Source organism: Stagnimonas aquatica (assembly GCF_003730135.1).
In the GTDB taxonomy this organism is placed as follows: Bacteria; Pseudomonadota; Gammaproteobacteria; order Nevskiales; family Nevskiaceae; genus Stagnimonas; species Stagnimonas aquatica.
This window is the reverse complement of record NZ_RJVO01000001.1, coordinates 891818-907414: the sequence shown is the minus strand read 5'-3', so window position 1 is coordinate 907414 and position 15597 is coordinate 891818. Positions and strand designations below refer to the sequence as shown.

13 protein-coding genes and 1 tRNA gene are annotated in these 15597 nt (G+C 69.0%); 9 read left to right on the top strand and 5 right to left on the bottom strand.

Features of this window, described 5'->3' with window-relative positions:
- Position 1: 1 nt before the first annotated feature.
- Positions 2–553, top strand: a complete 552-nt coding sequence (locus ED208_RS03935) for a DUF1415 domain-containing protein (RefSeq protein WP_123210536.1) — start codon at positions 2–4, stop codon at positions 551–553.
- Here the strand turns inward: ED208_RS03935 and ED208_RS03930 are convergent.
- Positions 550–2118, bottom strand: a complete 1569-nt coding sequence (locus ED208_RS03930) for a cryptochrome/photolyase family protein (RefSeq protein ID WP_123210535.1) — start codon at positions 2116–2118, stop codon at positions 550–552. The two genes, ED208_RS03935 and ED208_RS03930, sit on opposite strands and share 4 nt — an antisense overlap.
- A complete protein-coding gene (locus ED208_RS17775) occupies positions 2115–2282 on the bottom strand; it encodes a DUF2256 domain-containing protein (protein WP_123210534.1) in 168 nt (55 codons plus the stop codon). The genes ED208_RS03930 and ED208_RS17775 overlap by 4 nt, the downstream gene beginning before the upstream one ends.
- Positions 2283–2349: 67 nt before the next feature.
- Between ED208_RS17775 and ED208_RS03920 the strand changes: the two genes are divergently transcribed.
- From ED208_RS03920 to ED208_RS03910, 3 genes are all read left to right on the top strand, one after another.
- Entirely contained in the window at positions 2350–3303 is a 954-nt protein-coding gene (locus tag ED208_RS03920; protein ID WP_123210533.1) for a sensor domain-containing diguanylate cyclase, read from the top strand.
- A gap of 62 nt (positions 3304–3365) precedes the next feature.
- A tRNA-Arg gene (locus ED208_RS03915) sits at positions 3366–3442 on the top strand.
- 358 nt (positions 3443–3800) lie between these two features.
- Positions 3801–4133, top strand: a complete 333-nt coding sequence (locus tag ED208_RS03910; protein WP_123210532.1) for a hypothetical protein — start codon at positions 3801–3803, stop codon at positions 4131–4133.
- Between the two features lie 63 nt (positions 4134–4196).
- Here the strand turns inward: ED208_RS03910 and ED208_RS03905 are convergent, their stop codons facing one another.
- Positions 4197–6518, bottom strand: coding sequence for a DUF349 domain-containing protein (locus ED208_RS03905; protein WP_158608419.1), 2322 nt, complete (start codon positions 6516–6518; stop codon positions 4197–4199).
- Positions 6519–6832: 314 nt separating this feature from the next.
- On the opposite strand from ED208_RS03905, the gene ED208_RS03900 reads away from it, so the two are divergent.
- The 5 genes from ED208_RS03900 (at position 6833) to ED208_RS03880 (ending at position 11329) form a co-directional block, all read left to right on the top strand.
- Positions 6833–7918 (top strand): RNA methyltransferase, encoded by a 1086-nt coding sequence (locus tag ED208_RS03900; protein WP_123210699.1) that lies wholly within the window; start codon positions 6833–6835, stop codon positions 7916–7918.
- Between the two features lie 231 nt (positions 7919–8149).
- Positions 8150–9199, top strand: coding sequence for a class I SAM-dependent methyltransferase (locus ED208_RS03895; protein ID WP_123210530.1), 1050 nt, complete (start codon positions 8150–8152; stop codon positions 9197–9199).
- The gene (locus ED208_RS03890; RefSeq protein WP_123210529.1) at positions 9196–9897 is read left to right on the top strand and encodes a pseudouridine synthase; all 702 of its coding nucleotides are present in this window, start codon (positions 9196–9198) and stop codon (positions 9895–9897) included. The genes ED208_RS03895 and ED208_RS03890 overlap by 4 nt, the downstream gene beginning before the upstream one ends.
- A gap of 74 nt (positions 9898–9971) precedes the next feature.
- Positions 9972–10304 (top strand): hypothetical protein, encoded by a 333-nt coding sequence (locus ED208_RS16985; protein ID WP_148044677.1) that lies wholly within the window; start codon positions 9972–9974, stop codon positions 10302–10304.
- Between the two features lie 14 nt (positions 10305–10318).
- A complete protein-coding gene (locus ED208_RS03880) occupies positions 10319–11329 on the top strand; it encodes a TerC family protein (protein ID WP_123210527.1) in 1011 nt (336 codons plus the stop codon).
- A gap of 15 nt (positions 11330–11344) precedes the next feature.
- Here ED208_RS03880 and ED208_RS03875 read toward each other — a convergent pair whose 3' ends face one another.
- Positions 11345–14422 carry an efflux RND transporter permease subunit gene (locus ED208_RS03875; RefSeq protein ID WP_123210526.1) on the bottom strand — a complete coding sequence of 1026 codons (3078 nt, stop codon included), beginning with the start codon at positions 14420–14422 and terminating at the stop codon, positions 11345–11347.
- On the bottom strand, positions 14419–15507 hold the full coding sequence (locus ED208_RS03870) for an efflux RND transporter periplasmic adaptor subunit (protein ID WP_123210525.1): 1089 nt from the start codon (positions 15505–15507) through the stop codon (positions 14419–14421). Before ED208_RS03870 ends, ED208_RS03875 begins: the two co-directional genes overlap by 4 nt.
- Positions 15508–15597: the final 90 nt, after the last annotated feature.

The window sequence follows — 15597 nt, the reverse complement described above, 5'->3', positions numbered from 1 at the left end:
CATGAATCCCCCCATCCCCGACGACGACTCCGTCATCGCCGCCACCCGCCTCTGGCTGGAGCGCGCGGTGATCGGCCTCAACCTCTGCCCCTTCGCCAAAGCCGCCCACGTGAAGCAGCGGGTGCACATCGCGGTGAGCGCCGCGACCACGCCTGAAGAACTGCTCGAAGACCTCGCCCGCGAGCTGGAAGACCTGCGCGACGCCGACCCGGCCGAGCGCGAAACCAGCCTGCTGGTGCATCCGCAGGTGCTGCAGGACTTCTACGACTACAACGACTTCCTCGACACCGCCGATGCGGCGGTGGCGGCGCTGGAGCTGGAGGGCGAGATCCAGATCGCCAGCTTTCACCCCGACTACCAGTTCGACGGAACCGCCCCCGGCGATGTCGAGAACTGCAGCAACCGCTCGCCCTACCCCTGCCTGCACCTGCTGCGCGAGGCCAGCATCGAGCAGGCGGTGGCGAGCTTCCCCGACATCGAGTCGGTGCCGGCGCGCAACATCGCGACCCTGCGTCAGCTCGGCTACCCGGGCTGGCAACGCCTGTTCGACTAAGGCTCCGTGGCGGCCGGTCCGGTGGCGGCGGCGGCCGCGAGCCGGCCGCGCAGCAGCACCGCTTCCCGGCGCAAGGCCTCGCGTTCGCCGGGCGCCTTGCGTTGCAGGTTGAGAAACTGCGGCCGCAGTCGCGGGTGCGACTGGAAGCGCTCCTGGTGGCGGTCGAGAAAATCCCAGTACAGGGTGGTAAACGGGCAGGCGCGCGGCCCGGTTGCCAGCGCCGGGTCGTAGCGGCAGCTGGCGCAGGCATTGCTCATGCGCTGGATGTACTTGCCGCTGGCGATATACGGCTTGCTCGCCATCAGGCCGCCATCGGCGTACTGGCTCATGCCGATGACATTCGGCAGCTCCACCCACTCCACCGCATCGACGTACACCGCCAGATACCATTCGTGCACCGCGCGCGGCCGCACGCCCAGCAGCAGGGCGAACAGGCCGGTCACCATCAGCCGCTGGATGTGGTGGGCATAGCCGAGTTGCAGGGTCTGCCCGATGGCGTCGGCGAGACAGGCGTAGTCGGTGACGCCGGTCCAGTAGAAGGCGGGCAGCGGTTGGTCTGCCGCCAGCGCGTTGTCGTCCAGATAGGCCGGCATCCGATGCCAGTAGAGGCCGCGCACGTATTCGCGCCAGCCGAGGATCTGGCGGATGAAGCCCTCGACGCTGGCCAGCGGCGCCTCGCCGCGACGCCAGGCGGCTTCCGCCGCCGCGCAGACCTCGGCCGGGTTCAGCAGCTTGAGGTTGAGCGCCGGCGCCAGCAGCGAGTGCCATAGGCGCGGCTCGCCGACCCAGATTGCGTCCTGCCAGGGGCCGAAGCCGGACAGGCGCTTGTCGATGAAGTGGTCCAGCGCTTCCAGCGCCTCCTCGCGGGTCACCGGCCAGTCGAACGCCGCCAGCGAGCCAGGGTGCGCGGTGTAGTCCTGCGCCACCTCGTCCAGCACCTCGCGGGTCAGCGCGTCTGGCGGAAACCGGGGCGCCGCCGGCAGACCCTTCGGCCCCTCGGCGCCGAAGGACTCGCGGTTGTCGTGATCGTAATTCCACTGCCCGCCGGCCGGCTCGCCGTCCTCCATCAGCACCCCGCTGCGCTGACGCATCCAGCGGTAGAAGTGCTCCAGGCGTGGCTGCCGGCGTCCCTGCATCCAGGTCTCGAACTCTGCTCGCGGCAGCAGGAAGTGCCGGTCCTCGCGCAGCTGCAACGGCAGCCCCAACCGTTCCGCCAGCTGCGTCAGTGCCTGCGCCAGCCGCCACTCGCCGGCTTCCACCATGCACAGCGCGCGCGGACGCAGGCGACCGATATCGGCCTTCAGGGCCTCGCCGAGGCTGGTGGCGGCATGTAGGCGGTTCTGTCGGTAGTGCACGGTCCAGCCGCGAGCGCGCAGGCTGTCGCGGAAATGACGCATGGCGGCGAGGAACAGCGCGATGCGCGCCTTGTGGCTCCACACGTACTCGGCCTCGGCGCGCGCTTCGCACATCCATACCGCGTCCTGCGTCGGATCGAAGCCGTCGAAGGCGGCGCTGGCGGCGTCCAGCTGGTCGCCCAGCACCACCACCAGGCGACGCAGGCTCATGCCGCGCCTCCCGGACGCCCGGGATGGCGGCCTGCCCGGCAAGCTTCGGAGCAGTAGCGCAGCTGTTCCCAGACTTTCTCCCACTTCCGGCGCCAGACCATGGGCCGGCCGCAGTGCAGGCAGATTTTGCTGGGCAACTGGCTCTTGGCGATACCGCGTGGCATGGGGTTCCCGGGTTTGGGCTAGGATGGTTTGGCCGTCCAGCGGCGAGTCAGCGAGAGCCGGAACCGTATGTCCGACAGCCCCCCAACGCGCCACGGCGCTTTTGACCCTCGTCACTACGAGGAACTGGCGCGGCTGGATCCGCAGAGCTACGCCCAGGCGGTGCAGGAGGTCTCGGAGTTCGGCATCTACCTGCTCGACGAGCAAGGCCTGATCCAGAGCTGGAACCGGGGCGCCAGCAACCTCACCGGCTATGACGCGGCCGAGGTGCTGGGTCAGCCGTTCCAGATGCTGTTCACCGGCGCGGCGGTCGCCGAGCGCGTGCCGCAGCGCACCCTGGAGTTCGTCCGCGCCAACCGCCACCACCGCGACGAACAGGCGCGGCGCAAGAAGAATGGCGAGTCCCTGACCGCGCTGTGCACGCTGGACGCGATCCGTGACGACAGCGGTCGCCTGCTCGCCTACGTCGAGGTGTTCAGCGACATCACCGCCCAGAAGGAGCGCGAGGCGGCGCTCTACCAGCGCGCCACCCGCGATGCCTTGACCGGGCTGGCCAACCGCGGCCACTTCACCGAGATGGCCACGCTCGAGATCGAGCGTGCCCGCCGCTTCAACGACCCCTTGTCGGTGGCGCTGCTCGATCTGGATTTCTTCAAGCGGGTCAACGATACCCATGGCCACGATGCGGGCGATCTCGCGCTGATCACCTTCGCCGGGGTCTGCCAGGAAATGACCCGCAAGATCGACCTGGTCGGCCGCATCGGCGGCGAGGAGCTGGCGATCCTGCTGCCGCGCGCCAACAAGGAGCCGGCCTACGAGATGCTGCAACGCCTGCGCCTGCGTCTGATGGAAAGCCCGGTGCGCACCGCCGACGGCACCCAGTTCGGGCTCACCGTCAGCATCGGCCTGGCCGCGCTCAACCCGGACATCCGCGACCTGCGCGAGCTGCTGCGCAATGCCGATGCCGCGCTCTACCGCGCCAAGCGCGAAGGCCGCAACCGGGTGGAAGCCTGGTTCGAGTAGCCGTCGCCCCGCTGCCGCGAATCTGACGGCGCGCGGACCAGCACGTATAATCCGCCGCGTCAGCGCCCGTAGCTCAGCTGGATAGAGTATTGCCCTCCGAAGGCAAGGGTCACAGGTTCGAATCCTGTCGGGCGCACCAAAATCAACGATCTAGCGGTCCGGTTTGGTGCCCAAGTTGGTGGGCACCAAAAAGCAAAGGGTCACCGCTTTGCGATGACGCATCAGCGTCCTACCCGCTCGCCCACAAATCCGGAAAGTGGGCTCCGTGTGTTGCCGTCCGTGCCGGACTGAGCAGTGTCGGGACCATCTGCGCGAAGGCGGCAGACCCGTGTCGGAGCAACCGAGTTACTGACAAGCAACGGATTGTCATTCCGAGGCCTGATCATCTGCGGCCCGGACTGCCTGAGAGGGAAACCGCCCCACTAGCTGATGACGGCCCTGGGCAGGCGACCGGAATGCGGCCGCACTTTCGGGCGGAGACCTGAGAAAATGCCGGGATGAAAACCGAAAAAAGTATCCACGAGTCGTTTTGCGCTGCCTATGCAGGGGCGGTCGTCCGTTACATCGTCACCGGCATCAATGAAGACGTGTCGTTTGATTCGAAGACGCAGCGCTTCGTGTCCAAGCAGGTCGACGACCACATCCGCGCCGAGGACTGCGACTGGTGGGTCGGCAAAGACTGGGAATCGTTTGTCGGCCCGCTTGCCTGCGAGACCGACCTGGCGCACCCGAAGTTTTCGGAGGAGGCGCTCAGCAAGGCCATCATCTTCGCCTTGAAGAAATCCGCGACCGGCAAGCGCATGAGCCAGATCCTCGCAGGGCTGGACTAAAGACTCCGGCGGTTGCCGGGCCAGCAGCCTTGACCATCGCTGCCCCGCCCGGATTTTCGGGGCTTAAGCGGACCGCTCGACGCCCCGCCTGCGGCAGGCCAGGAACCTTTGCAGCAGTGGCGCGTAGGTCGTCGCTTCGACCGGACCGACGCCGATCCAGGCCAGCGCCATCGCGTCCAGATTGGTCTGGTCTGCCTGCAGGCGCTGACCCATGCCCTTCACCAGCCGCTGTAGCTGGTACTCGCGCCGCAAAGCCTGATCCTCGGCCGGCGTCGGCATCTCGGTCAGAATTTCGGCGCGGATGCAGAGCTGCTTCAGCGCCATCTCGTTCGCTGCGAGATCGGTGCAGGGCTCGTCGGCGAGTGCCTGGCGGATGGCATCCAGGCCGCCTTTAGGCCAGCGCGGGATGGAGGCGATACAGGCCTCGGCGGCCTGCTTCAGTGCGTCGGCCTGCGCCTGGTCCAGACCCTGGGCGACCGCGAGCCGGTAGGCGCGAGCATGGTCGGCGGCGACAAACAGATCCGTCCAAGTCTGCTCGGCGGCGCGGGCCTGCTGGCGGGCAAGCGACTTTCCGCAGCGCTCCAGAGCGCGATCAAAGCGGTTGCGAAGCTCGCGCGTGTCAGCGCGTGGCAACTCGCCAAGCGTCTCGAACGCGGCGCGCAACTCGCCCAGCGCTGCGGCGCGCGCCAGCAACTCGGCCCCTTCGAGAGCCGCGATCTGTTCGACCTGCTCGCACAGATCCACGGCCTGTGCCCTGTTGGCCTCCAGCCCGGCCGTGTGGGCGGCAAAGTCCTGCTGGCGCTTCTGAAACACGGCATCACAGTGCTGGCGGAACTCTTCCCAGAGCCGCTGATCCAGCTCGCGAGGCAGCAGTCCCACGGTCCGCCACTGCTGTTGCAATGCCTTGATCGCATCAATCGCCTGGCGGCCGTCTTCGTTCGACGACAGCTGTCGAGCACGCTCGATCAGCGATTCCTTCAGCGCCCGGTTGCGGGCGTACTCGCCGTCGAGCCGGTCTTGCAGGCGGGCGGTGAGGGCCGAGAATGTCGACTGCTGCTTGCGGGCGGCCTGGGCATCCACGTCCGAGTACCGGCGCCACTCCTGCTTCAGCTCGCGCAGCGCGTTGATGACCGCGCGCCAGTCCGGCTGCGCCCAGTCCTGCTCCGCCTCAAAGGCTGCAAACCGGGCGACCAAGGCGTCACGCCGCTGCAGGTTTTCCTGGCGGACCAGCGCCTGGGCGGCAAAGTAGGCCTTGCAGGGCTCGTAGGCCTTCTGGGCCGCCTCCTGAAAGCGCTGCCAATCCGCCTCGAACTCTGCGCCAACGCCCTTCGCCAGCGTTCTCCATTCGTCCTGCAGGCTCTTGATCCGCTCCGCGAGCGCCAGCGGATCCAGGCTCGCTTCGAGCAGCAGCTGCATTTCCGCAATCAACTCGGAGCGCTTCGGTGCCACCGAGAAGCTCTTCCAGTCCTTCAGCTCCTCGAGCTGCTTGTCGAGCTGCTGCAGCGGGCGGGCGAGGCTGTCCGGCAGCGGTGAAACTCCCGCCAGCTGTTCGCCGATGGTGCGGCGGATGCTGGCCGCGCGGGAGGTGTTGCCCTCGCCGAGGGCGGCGCGTGCCTTGCGGATCAATTCGCCGATCTGCTGGGCCGCCTGCCGCTCGGCCTGCTGTGTCTCGGCCAGCGCGCGCCGCTGCTCTGCCAGGGCGCGTGCCTGCTCGGCCTCGGCAGCAGCCTCGGCTTGCGCCTGCCGTTCACGCTGCTGCTCTGCCACCGCTGCCGCTTCGGCCTCGGCCTGGGCGCGCAAGGCCTGGGCTGCAAGCGCACGCCGATGTTCCGCCAGGGTGCCCTGCGCGCGTGCGAGCGCTTGCTGGACGCGGTCGCGCAGTGCCGGATCGGCCTGCTCGGCTATCGCATTCCAGCGGCGCTCGACCTGATCGAGACGCTCGGCATACAGGGCGTCGTAAGGGCGTTGGCTGTGGCGCTCGACCGCCTCCGAGGCGAGGACAAGCTCCGCGCGCAACTGTTCCTGCTTGCGAGCCTGCTCAAGCAGGGCATCGCGCTTGGCGGCCAGGATCTTGTAGACGTTGTTATCGTTGCCGCCGCGCACCTCGCGGATCAGCTGCCGCAACAGGTCCAGATCGTTGATCGCCTGCGCTGCGGCCTGGCGCAGCTTGGTCGAGCCCCCTGCGGTCACCATCCGGGCCACCGCCTGCACATCACCGGCGTCCAGGGCCGACTGCAGGGCTTGCTCCTCGGCTGCGGCAGTCAGGGCGCGACTTTCTGCGCTCGCTTTCGCCACCGACTGGTCAGAGGGGGCCGCCGAAGGCAGCGGGGAGGGAACTCGCGAAGACGAAGGCGCTTTGCGAAAAAAGCGCGAGAACAGCGACATGGGTGACCTGCACAGCGCGTGGGCCGGCCCGCATCTTACATGCCCGGCACTGGCGCCTTCATCCGCCCCACTCCGAGGCGGCGGACCGTTCCTGCCGCAGGGCCGGGTAGCGCGCCGCGCCGGCGTTGCTGCCGCCGGCATTGTCGGTATGGCATGCTCGCCGCGCAGACCAGGGCCGGTCGCCGAGCGGTCTCCAAACCTTTGGAGGCTGGCGCTAAAGCGGCCTGCTACGCGCCCGTCTGCGGTCCACGATGACCGGCATGCGCCCGGATCAACCATCGCCCTCCTCGCCCTTCCAACTGCACGCGGCAGCCATGCACATCGCCGAGATTCGCGAACGTCTCCGTACCGCCGGCGCCGCCCCGATCCACGAGCAGTACCTGCTGCGGGAGTGGTCGCAGGGCGAGACATTCCCCAGCAGGCGCAAGCCCGAGGAGTTCTTGCCGCGGGCGCTTCGCACCATCCTGCCGCAACTGAAGGCTGATCTGGCGGCCCTGGTGGCCCTGCGCTCGGTGCATCCGAGTCAGGACGGATCCGAGCGGCTCCTCCTCGGGCTGCGGGACGGCCAGACCATCGAGAGCGTGCTGCTCCCGCGCGAGGGGCTGTGCGTCTCCACCCAGGTCGGCTGTGCGGTGGGCTGCGTGTTCTGCATGACCGGCCGCAGCGGTTTGATCCGGCAGATCGGGAGTGCCGAGATCGTCGCCCAGGTGGTGCTCGGGCGCCAACGCCGGCCGGTGCGGAGGGTGGTGTTCATGGGCATGGGCGAGCCCGCGCACAATCTCGACGCGGTGCTGGAGGCGATCGACCTGCTCGGCACCGGCGGAGCCATCGGCCACAAGAACCTGGTGTTCTCCACCGTGGGCGACCTGCGGGTCTTTGAACGCTTACCGAAGAGCACGGTGAAGCCGGCACTGGCCCTGTCGCTGCACACGACCGATGCCGCCCTGCGCGAACAGCTGCTGCCGCGCGCACCGCGCATCACTCCGGAGAACTTGGTGGCGATGGGCGACGACTACGCCCGTCGCACCGGCTACCCGATCCAGTATCAGTGGACGCTGCTCGAAGGCATCAACGACGGCCCGGCCGAGCTCGACGGAATCGTCCGACTCCTCAAGGGCCGCTACGCCGTACTCAACCTCATTCCGTTCAACGCGATTGACGAGCTGCCGTTTCGACGGCCGACCTGGGAGCGGGCCCGCGAGATGGCGCGGGAGCTGCATCGGCGCGGCGTACTCACCAAGCTGCGCCAATCGGCAGGACAGGATGTCGAGGGCGGCTGCGGGCAACTGCGCGCGCGCAGCGCGAATCGAGTCGCTGGACCCGGCGCCCAGAGCCTTTCGGCCATCGGGACAAGAGCCGCCGGCCACGCCCCTGGCGCGGCTGACCAGGCTCAACGCTGAAGGCTCTGGAAATGTGCAGCGGGCTGGGTCCGACGCATGGCGAAGCCGCTGCCACTCCGGGCCGCGCTTCTTGGGGGCAGCACCGATCTGAAGTGACACGGCGGGCGACCGGCAGAGCAAGGCGCGGCGTTTTGATCGAGGCCTCGCACCGGCGGAACGGTGACGGCCTCGAACCCAGGCCGGACTGATCTGGGACAATCCGCTCCATGAGCCTCCTCCGCACCCAATCCGATGCGTCCTGACGACGCGCTGGCCACCCTGTTTCAGCCGCTGAACGAGGGCTTGCTGCACTGGCCGGCCGAGGGCGGGGCGCTGTTCCTGCGTGCGCGCGATGGTGCCGAGCTGCGGCAGGCGCCGCGTCCGGGGCTGGTCTGCGAGCAGGAGTTCAAGCCGGCCGCCGATGCGCTGGCGCGCGCCGGCTTGGAAACGGTCTCGCTCGACGCGCTCGACCCTGCGCGCCGCTATCCGCTGGTGCTGGTACTGCCGCCACGCCAGCGCCAGGAAGCGCGCGCCCTGCTCGCGCAGGCGGTGGCGCGTTGCGCGCCGGGCGGTCGGGTGCTGGCCTGCCTGCGCAACGACGAGGGCGCGCGCACCGGAGCCGACGATCTTGGCCGTCTTGCCGGCCCGGTGGCGCAGCAATCCAAGCGCAAGTGCCGGGTGTTCTGGACTGCGCCCCTGCAAGATCCGGCCGATGCCGCGCTGATGCAGGAATGGCTGGCGCTGGACGCGCCCCGGCCGATCCTCGACGGCCGCTTCCTGAGCCGGCCCGGCGTGTTCGCCTGGGACCGCATCGACGCCGCCTCGGCGTTGCTGGCCGCCCATTTGCCGGCGGATCTTTCGGGTCGCGCCGCCGATCTCGGTGCCGGTTACGGCTATCTCAGCGCGGAGTTGCTGGCACGCTGCCCGCGTATCACCGCCATCGACCTCTACGAAGCGCAGTCCCGCGCGCTGGCGCTGGCGCGCATCAACCTGAAGGACGCGCGCCTGCCGCTGGGCTTCCACTGGCACGACGTCACCACCGGCCTGCCGCATCGCTACGACACCCTCCTCAGCAATCCGCCCTTCCACGCCCAAGGCGGCGAGGATAGACCCGACATCGGCCGCCGCTTCATCGCCGTCGCGGCGCAGTCGCTGATGCCGGGCGGGCGTTTCTGGATGGTGGCCAACCGCCATCTGCCCTACGAGCGCGAGCTGGAGCAATGCTTCGCCGAGGTTCGCAGCGTCGCCCAGGAGGGCGCATTCAAGGTGATCGAGGCCAAGCAACCGAGGCGCCCGGCATGAGGCTGGTCCGGTTGATTGCCAATCTCGGCTACGGCAGCCGCCGCGAGGTGCAGGCGATGTTCCGCGAGGGCCGCATCACCGACGCCGCCGGCGAGGTGCTGTATGCCGACGACCAGGTCGCACACGACGCTATCCGCATCGACGGTGCGCCGCTGGACCCGCCGGCCGGGCTGACGCTGATGCTGCACAAACCCACCGGCTACACCTGTTCCACCAAGGATCGCGGCGCGCTGGTCTACGAGCTGCTGCCGCCGCGCTTCCGTCTGCGCGCGCCGCTGCTGGCGACCGTCGGCCGGCTCGACCGCGACACCAGCGGCCTGCTGCTGATGACCGACGACGGTGCCCTGCTGCACCGGATCGTTTCGCCCAAGTCGGCACTTGGCAAGGTCTATGTCGCCGAGCTGGCGCAGGATCTGCGCGGCGACGAAGCCGCCGTCTTCGCCAGCGGCCGCCTGATGCTGGACTCGGAGACCACGCCGCTGGCGCCGGTGGCGATGGAAACCCTCGGCCCGCGCCGCGCGCGCCTGGTGCTCACCGAGGGTCGCTACCACCAGGTGCGGCGCATGTTCGCATCGCAGGGCAATCATGTGAGCGCCCTGCACCGCGAGCGGATCGGCGGCCTGTCGCTGGGCGATCTGCCCAGCGGCCAGTGGCGGGCGCTGGCCGGGGCGGATCTGGAGGCGCTGTTCCGGGCTTGAGCTGCGTGGCTCAGGCCAGGCAGCGCCAGCGCCAGCGGGTGGCGGGGGGCTGGTCACTGCCCCGGCCCCGTGCTTTGGCCGACGGCCTGCGGCGAAACTTTCCCGAGCCAGGCCGGTCGGAGACGGCTGGTCGGGAGTCGTGGTTCGGGCGGGGCCGCAGGCGAGGCTCCGGCCGCCACGAAGACCGCCCGGACTGGATGGGGAATGGCAGCTTCTCCGATTTCCAGATCAAGCCGATCGCTTGCATCGGCGCGATCTTCGGCATCGAGCTGCTGAAGTCCCTCGTCAACCTCTCCGCCTATCGCGGTGGGCAGCTGGCCAGGAGGCTGGGCCCGTACGGGGCCCTGGTCTTCTCCGGCGGCTTGCTCGCGCTGATCGACTGTCTTGCCACCCAAGAAAAACACTGACCGGTAACCCAGCCATGAGCAGCATCGGAACGCCCAGCCTGTGGGCCCTCTTCACCGTCTTCGTCCTCGTCGCGCTGGCGCTGGACTTCTTCGCCCTCAACCGTCAGGGCGCCCACAAGGTGTCGATGCGCGAAGCCGGGGTCTGGTCATTGATCTGGGTGGCCGTCTCATTCGCCTTCGTCGGCTGGCTTTGGTGGCAGCTCGGCGGCCGCAGCGGCGACCCGGCGACCGAGGCCGTCGCCAACGCCAAGGCTCTCGAATTCGTCACCGGCTACCTGATCGAGAAGGCGCTGGCGGTCGATAACATCTTCGTGTTCCTGATGCTGTTCACCTACTTCGCGGTGCCCGCCGAATACCAGAAGCGGGTGCTGATGTTCGGGGTGCTGGGTGCCCTGGTGCTGCGCGCGCTGATGATCCTGATCGGCGCCTGGCTGATCGCCCAGTTCCACTGGGTGCTGTACCTGTTCGGCGCCTTCCTGGTGTTCACCGGCGTCAAGATGTGGTGGGCCGCCGGCAAGGAGCCGGACCTCGACTCCAACCCGGCGCTGCAGTGGCTGCGCCGCAAGGTGAAGATCGCTCCGGACTACGATGGCGAACGCTTCTTCACGGTCGTCCAGGGAGTACGCATGGCCACGCCGCTGGCCATCGTCATCGTGCTGATCGGCATCGTCGATCTGGTCTTTGCGGTCGATTCCATCCCCGCCATCTTCGCGATCACCACCGACCCCTTCATCGTGCTCACTTCCAACGTGTTCGCGATCCTGGGCCTGCGGGCGATGTACTTCCTGCTCGCCGGCGTGCACGAGCGCTTCCACCTGCTGAGCTACGGCCTGGCCCTGGTGCTGACCTTCATCGGCGCCAAGATGCTGATCATCGACCTCTACAAGATCCCGGTGGTGTGGTCGCTGTCGATCACCGCAGCCATCCTCAGCCTGACCATGCTGCTGTCGGTGCTGGTGCCGCCCAAGGGCAAGGTCACCAGCGCCTACCCCTTCGAGGCCAAGCAGACCCCGCCCCGGGAGTGAGGCGGCGCCGGCGCGCTAGCTGCGCTCGATGGAACCACGGTGCGGCCTGCCCAGGCCGCGCAACAAGCGCTGCCTGAAGTCATCGACCAGCTCGAACACCACCGGCACCACCAACAGGCTCAGCACGGTAGAGGTGACCAGCCCGCCGATCACCACCACCGCCATCGGCGAGCGGAAGCTGCGGTCGCCTTCCAGGCCGATCGCGATGGGCGCCATGCCGGCGGCCATCGCGACGGTGGTCATGATGATCGGGCGCGCGCGCTTGTGGCAGGCGTCGATCAGCGCCTCGGTGCGGTTCATGCCCAGGTCGCGGCGGGCCATGATCGCGTACTCCACCAGCAGGATGGAGTTCTTGGTGACGATGCCGATCAGCATCAGGAGGCCGATCAGCGCCGCCATCGACAGACTCATGTTGAACACCCAGAGCAGCCCCAGCGCGCCGCCGGCGGCCAGCGGCAGCGCGGTGAGCACGGTGATCGGCTGGCCGAAGTCGCCGAACAGCAGCACCATCACCGCGTACACGCAGAAGATGCCGGCGAGCATCGCCAGCAGGAAGCCGGCCTGCATGTCCTGCATGTTCTCCAGCTCGCCGGAGATTACCGGCCAGACACCGGCGGGCAGGTTCTTGAGCGCGGGCAGCGCGTAGGCTTCCTTCACCACATCGCCCATCGGCCGGCCTTGCAGGTCCACCGAGACGCGGGCATTGCGGTAGCGGTCGTAGCGGTCGATCTGCGCCGGGCCGTCGCTGACCTCGATGTCGGCGATGTTGGCGAGCGGCACCGCCTCGCCACGGGCGCTGCGTACCCGTAGCTGGCCGATGCTGTCCGGGTCCTGGCGTGCAGCGGGGTCGAGCTGCACGCGCACGTAGACCTGGCGGTCGGGCAGGTTCAGGCGCGGCAGGTTGAAGTCGAAGTCGCCGGTGGTCGCCACCCGCACCGTCTGGGCGATGGCGGCGGAGGTGATGCCGAGCGCGGCGGCGCCCGCGAAGTCGGGGCGGATGATGATCTCCGGCCGCGCCAGGCTGATCGAGCCATTCACCGCGCCGATGCCCTGCAACTGCCGCAGCTCGGACTCCACCGCGCGTGCGGTCCTGCGCAGCAGTTCGGGGTCCTCCGAGGCGAAGGAGAGATTCAGCTTCTCGCCGGGCGCGCCCTGACCCATGCTGATGCGCACGCCCGGCACCACGGCGAGCGCGCGGCGAATGGCGTCTTCCATCTCCGCCCGCGTGCGGTCGCGGTTGGCATGCGGCTTGAGCTTGGCCATCAGCTGCGCATTGCGCACCGCGCCCGGCAGCATGTCGCGCTGGTCGCCGCCGACGATGGGCACGCCGATGGCGGCATACACCTGCTCGATCTCCGGCTGCTCGGCGAGCACCGCGCGCGCGCGTTCGCTGAGCGCGCGGGTGTCCTCCAGCGTGTTCCCCGGCGGGCCTTGCAGGGTCACCATCAGGGTGGAGATGTTCTTCGGTGCGATGAAGTCGGAGGACAGCAGGCTGATCAGGAAGATCGAGCCGGCGAAGAAGGCGGCGGCGCCCGCCGAGGTGGTCCAGGGATGCTCCAGGCACCAGCGCACGCTGGCCAGGTAGCGGCGCATCAGCGGTCCGTCGGTCTCCTCGTGGGTCGGCGGCTTGAGCAGGTAGGCCGCCATCATCGGCGTCAGCAGCCGCGCCACCAGCAGCGAGAACAGCACCGCCACCGAGGCGGTCCAGCCGAACTGCTGGAAGAAGGCGCCGGTGAGCCCGCCGACGAAGGCGGTGGGCAGGAACACCGCCACCAGGGTCAGCGAGGTGGCGATCACCGCCAGACCGATTTCGTCGGCGGCCTCGCGCGCCGCCTCCAGCGGAGTCTTGCCCATGCGCAGGTGGCGCATGATGTTTTCGACTTCGACGATGGCGTCGTCAACCAGGATGCCGATCACCAGCGTCAGCGCCAGCAGGGTGATGAGGTTGAGGTTGTAGTCGAGCACCGCCATGACCAGGAAGGTCGGGATGATCGACAGCGGCAGCGCCACCGCCGACACCAGGGTGGCGCGCCAGTCGCGCAGGAACAGCCAGACCACCAGCACGGCAAGGATCGCGCCCTCGTACATCGCCCGCATCGAGGAGTCGTAGTCGGCCTCGCTGGCATCGACGATGTTGGCGACCTCGATGATCTCGATGCGCGGATCGGCGCGCATCAGGTCCTGCACCGCCGCGCGCACGCCGCGCGAGACGCCCACTTCGTCGAAGCCACGGCCGCGCAGCACCTGGAATCCGACCACCGGCTGGCCGTCGAGCAGGGTCAGCTCGCGTGCCTCGGCCTCGGTGTCGAGCACGCGGGCGACATCGCCGAGGCGGATGCGGCGGCCATCGGCGAGCGGCAGCGAGAGCTGGGCCAGCTCCTCGGCGCTGGCGACCGTGCCCTGCAAGCGCACTGACTGTTCCAGCCCACCGAGATCGCCCCGGCCACCGGGCGCCTCCTGCTGCATGTTGCGCAACTGCTGGCTGATCTCGCCGGCGGTGACGCGCAGCGCCTGCAGCCGCACCGGGTCCAGCTCGATGCGCACCTCGCGGCGGCTGCCGCCCTGCGGATTGACCTGGGCGACGCCCTTCACCGACAGCAGCTTCTTGGTGATGCGGTCCTCCACCAGCCAGGACAGGTCGGTGGCGTCCAGCCCCGGCGCGCGCACCGCGAAGGTGAGTACCGGCATGCCGGAGGCCTGCACGCGGGTGACGATGGGCTCCTCGAGATCGGCCGGCAGGTTGGCGCGGATGCGGTTGATGGCATCGCGCACGTCGATCATCGCGTTCTGCGAGCGGGTATCGAAGTCGAACTCGACCACCATCGTCACCGCGCCGTCGGTGATGCGGCTGGTGACGTGGTTGAGCCCGGCGATGCTGGCGACGGCGTCCTCGATGGGGCGCGCGACTTCGTTCTCGAGTTGGCTCGGCGGCGCGCCGGGCAACCGTGCTTCGACCATCACGGTCGGGAAGTCTATGTCGGGAAAGCCCTGGATGCCGAGCCCACGAAAGGCGATCAGCCCGGCGACGGTGAGCATCACGAACAGCAGGATCGACGGCGTCGGGCGGCGGATCGCCCAGGTGGAGAGGTTCACGGCGCCGGCGCCTCGCCGATCACCTGCACCCGATCGCCGACGCTGAGCATGGCGCCGCCGGATTTCACGTAGCGGTCGCCGGCGTCGAGCGGGCTGAGAATCTCGATGGACTGCCGGTGGCGCCGGCCGGTCTGCACCTTGATCTCCTGCACGCGGTTCTGGGCATCGACCTTCATCAGGTAACTGTTGCCGTCGCGCCGCACCAGCGCCGACTCCGGCAGTGCCAGCGCCGCGCGCCCGGGCAGCTCGAACTGCCCGGACAGGTACATGCCGGCGGCCAGGCCGCTACCGGCCGGCAGATCGACATAGGCCAGGCCGTTGCGGGTGCCGCTGTCGACCACCGGCGACAGCTGCCGCAGCCGGCCTTCGATCAGACCGCCGTCGAGGCGCTGGATCTGGACCGTTGCGCCCGGTGCCAGGCGCGTCAGCGCCGCCGCCGGCACCTCGGCGCGCCACTCCAGGCGGTTCTGCTTGATCAGCCGGAACAGCTCGGCGCCGACCATGCTGACCGCGCCGACGGTGGCGATGCGGGCGGAAATCACGCCGTCGTCGGGTGCCAGCACCCGGGCATAGCGCAGCCTCAGCGCCTGGGCGTCGCGCTGGGCCTTGGCCGAGGCCACCGCCGCCGTCGCCGCCGCCGCCTGGGTATGCAGACCCTGGATCGCCTGCTGGGAGAAGGCGCCGCTGCCCTGCATGCGCTCGGCGCGTTCCACGTCGGCGCGCGCCTGCGCTTCGCGCGCCTCGGCCTCGGCGACCATCGCGGTGTAGCGCGCCAGGTCGGCGCGCAACAGATCTTCGTTGTAGCGCGCCAGCAGCTGGCCCTTGCGCACCGGCTCGCCGACGTTGACCAGCACCTCTTCCAGGCGCAGGCCGCCGACCTCGGTGCCGATGCTGGCCTCCTGCCAGGCGGCGACTTCGCCGCTGGCGGACAGCCGATCCGGCCAGTCTTCGCGGGTCGCGGTCACCAGCTCCGCAGTCAGCGCGGCGCCGGTTTCGGCGGGCGCCTCCGCCGCCCGCTGGCAAGCCGCCAGCGCGAGCAACAACAGCATTCCACCCAGCACTACCGCCGCCTGCTTGCGCCTCACGTCACACTCCCCCGCCGCGTCCGCCATGGTCGAAATCACGCGGACCCGGGTTCCGGACGCGCTCCTCTTGGGATACTGTGTCTCAAATGA

Excerpts from the sequence above, each read along its gene's own strand:
- ED208_RS03935 (WP_123210536.1), top strand. The coding sequence starts at position 2 with ATGAATCCCCCCATCCCCGACGACGACTCCGTCATCGCCGCCACCCGC.
- ED208_RS03930 (WP_123210535.1), bottom strand. The coding sequence starts at position 2,118 with ATGAGCCTGCGTCGCCTGGTGGTGGTGCTGGGCGACCAGCTGGACGCC.
- ED208_RS17775 (WP_123210534.1), bottom strand. The coding sequence starts at position 2,282 with ATGCCACGCGGTATCGCCAAGAGCCAGTTGCCCAGCAAAATCTGCCTG.
- ED208_RS03920 (WP_123210533.1), top strand. The coding sequence starts at position 2,350 with ATGTCCGACAGCCCCCCAACGCGCCACGGCGCTTTTGACCCTCGTCAC.
- ED208_RS03910 (WP_123210532.1), top strand. The coding sequence starts at position 3,801 with ATGAAAACCGAAAAAAGTATCCACGAGTCGTTTTGCGCTGCCTATGCA.
- ED208_RS03905 (WP_158608419.1), bottom strand. The coding sequence starts at position 6,518 with ATGTCGCTGTTCTCGCGCTTTTTTCGCAAAGCGCCTTCGTCTTCGCGA.
- ED208_RS03900 (WP_123210699.1), top strand. The coding sequence starts at position 6,833 with ATGCACATCGCCGAGATTCGCGAACGTCTCCGTACCGCCGGCGCCGCC.
- ED208_RS03895 (WP_123210530.1), top strand. The coding sequence starts at position 8,150 with ATGCGTCCTGACGACGCGCTGGCCACCCTGTTTCAGCCGCTGAACGAG.
- ED208_RS03890 (WP_123210529.1), top strand. The coding sequence starts at position 9,196 with ATGAGGCTGGTCCGGTTGATTGCCAATCTCGGCTACGGCAGCCGCCGC.
- ED208_RS03880 (WP_123210527.1), top strand. The coding sequence starts at position 10,319 with ATGAGCAGCATCGGAACGCCCAGCCTGTGGGCCCTCTTCACCGTCTTC.